The following is a 2,544-nucleotide window of genomic DNA, read 5'->3' as shown; positions in this document are numbered from 1 at the left end:
GTTGCCGGCCTCGCGGGCGGCGACCGTGCCGGTGTTCATGGCGACACCGACATCGGCTTGCGCGAGGGCCGGCGCATCGTTGGTGCCGTCGCCGCACATGGCAACCAGCTTGCCCTTGGCCTGTTCGTCGCGGATCAGCTTCAGCTTGTCCTCCGGTGTGGCCTGGGCGAGGAAGTCGTCGACGCCGGCTTCCGCGGCGATCGCCGCCGCCGTCATCGGGTTGTCGCCGGTGATCATCACCGTGCGGATGCCCATGCGGCGCAGTTCGGTGAAGCGCTCCCTGATGCCGCCCTTGACGATGTCCTTGAGGTGGATGACGCCGAGCAGGCGGCCGTCGCGTTCGACCGCCAGCGGCGTGCCGCCGGACTTGGCGATCTCGTCGGCGATGGCCTGGAGATCCCTGACGGTATCGCTGCCGGGCCGCGTGGCATGGGCTGCGACCGTCGATTGGTTGACATGGGCAAGCACGGAATCCACGGCGCCCTTGCGCACCGACGAACCATCGATGTCGACGCCGCTCATACGGGTCTGTGCTGTGAAGGGCACGAAGGTGGCGTGCAGCGTTGCCATGTCGCGGGCGCGGATGGCGTATTTCTCCTTGGCCAGCACGACGATGGAACGGCCTTCCGGCGTTTCGTCGGCGAGCGAGGCAAGCTGGGCCGCGTCGGCCAGTTCCTGTTCGGTGACGCCCTTGACCGGGCGGAACTGCGTCGCCTGGCGGTTGCCGAGCGTGATCGTGCCGGTCTTGTCGAGCAGCAGCGTGTCGACGTCGCCTGCGGCTTCCACGGCGCGACCCGACATGGCCAGCACGTTGAATCGCACCAGGCGGTCCATCCCGGCGATGCCGATGGCCGAAAGCAGCGCCCCGATCGTGGTCGGGATCAAGGTGACGAACAGCGCCACCAGAACGGTCACCGAAATGTAGCCGCCCGAATAGGAAGCAAAACTCGGGATCGTCGCGGTGGCCAGCACGAAGATCAGCGTCATGCCGACGAGCAGGATGTTGAGCGCGATCTCGTTCGGCGTCTTCTGGCGCTCCGCACCTTCGACCAGCGAGATCATGCGGTCGAGGAAGGTGTGGCCGGAAGCCGCCGTGATGCGCACGCGAACCCAGTCGGACAGCACCTGCGTGCCGCCGGTGACCGCCGAACGATCGCCGCCGGATTCGCGGATCACCGGCGCGGATTCGCCCGTGATCGCGGCCTCGTTGACCGAAGCGACGCCTTCGATCACTTCGCCGTCGGACGGGATGATGTCGCCGGCCTCGACCAGCACGGCATCGCCGACCTTGAGGCTGGTGCCGGGCACAAGTTTGTATTTGGTGCGGTCTTCACCGGTTAAAAGCTTGGCCTTGGTCTCGGTGCGTGCCTTGCGCAGCGAATCCGCCTGCGCCTTGCCGCGGCCTTCTGCGACCGCTTCGGCGAAGTTGGCGAACAGCACGGTGAACCAAAGCCAGATGATGATCTGCAGCGTGAAGCCGAGATTGCCGCCGCCGGAGACCAGGTCCTTGACGAACAGCACGGTGGTGAGCGCCGAGACGACGGCAACGACGAACATCACCGGGTTCCTGGCCAGCGTGCGCGGGTCGAGCTTGCGGAAGGCGCCGCCGATGGCGGGAAGCAGGATGCTGGCATCCATGATGCTGGCTGATTTCGAGTTGCTCATTTTGAAGCTCCGGCTTCGGTGTTGTTGGACGGCACCGGATGATCGGATGCCGAAAAGAGATGGGGCGGCCCGTAGGCCAGCAGCCAGAGGACGAGCATGACTGCCGCAAGGCCGAGAAACGTCGACAGGGTCGGGGAAGGAGGAGGTCCCTCCTCCTTTCCGTGATCGTCCCTGTGGGCGACCTTGCGGCGCATGGCATTGAACCACGACATGGCGGTCTCAGAAGGTCTGCCCGTGAGCCATCGCCAGGTGCTCGATGATCGGCCCGACGGCGAGCGCGGGGAAGAAGGTGAGGCCACCGACGATCAGGATGACGCCGATCAGCAGCCCGACGAACAGCGGGCCGTCGGTCGGGAAGGTGCCGGCGGAGGCCGGAACCGTTTTCTTCGCCACCAGCGAGCCGGCAATGGCCAGCGCCGAGATGATGACCAGGAAGCGGCCCATCAGCATGCCGATGCCGATGGTGATGTTGTACCAGGGCGTGTTGCCGCTGAGGCCGCCAAAGGCCGAACCGTTGTTGGCCGCCGCCGACGTGTAGGCATAGAGGACCTCGGAGAAGCCGTGCGGGCCGGCATTGCCCATCGACGCCACGCCGGTCGGCAGCACGACGGCGATGGCCGTGAAGATCAGCATCGCCAGCGGCAGGCACAATATGGCCAGCATCGCCATCTTGACCTCCTTGGCCTCGATCTTCTTGCCGAGATATTCGGGCGTGCGACCGACCATCAGGCCGGCGACGAAGACGGCGACGACGATGTACATCAGGATGCCGTAGAGGCCCGCGCCGACACCGCCGACGATGACTTCGCCAAGCTGCATGTTGATGATCGGGATCATGCCGCCGAGCGCCGTGAACGAGCCGTGCATGGCGTTGACAGC

Annotated in this window: 3 protein-coding genes; all 3 read right to left on the bottom strand. The window is 65.8% G+C overall.

From position 1 onward, the window contains the following. Positions 1-1,665: potassium-transporting ATPase subunit KdpB (gene kdpB / locus EN925_RS31510; protein ID WP_128337193.1), on the bottom strand; the 1,665-nt coding region annotated here is incomplete at its 3' end. After that, the gene (locus EN925_RS31505; protein WP_245460893.1) at positions 1,662-1,859 is read right to left on the bottom strand and encodes a hypothetical protein; all 198 of its coding nucleotides are present in this window, start codon (positions 1,857-1,859) and stop codon (positions 1,662-1,664) included. The genes kdpB and EN925_RS31505, both read right to left, overlap by 4 nt. A gap of 25 nt (positions 1,860-1,884) precedes the next feature. Next, positions 1,885-2,544 (bottom strand): potassium-transporting ATPase subunit KdpA (locus tag EN925_RS31500; RefSeq protein ID WP_206633036.1); only part of this gene is annotated, 660 nt, incomplete at its 5' end.

Origin of the sequence: Mesorhizobium sp. M7A.F.Ca.US.006.04.2.1 (genome assembly GCF_004022915.1) — a bacterium.
Taxonomy (GTDB): domain Bacteria; phylum Pseudomonadota; class Alphaproteobacteria; order Rhizobiales; family Rhizobiaceae; genus Mesorhizobium; species Mesorhizobium ciceri.
The sequence above is the reverse complement of the archived record's forward strand: the minus strand, read 5'-3'. Positions and strand labels throughout refer to the sequence as shown.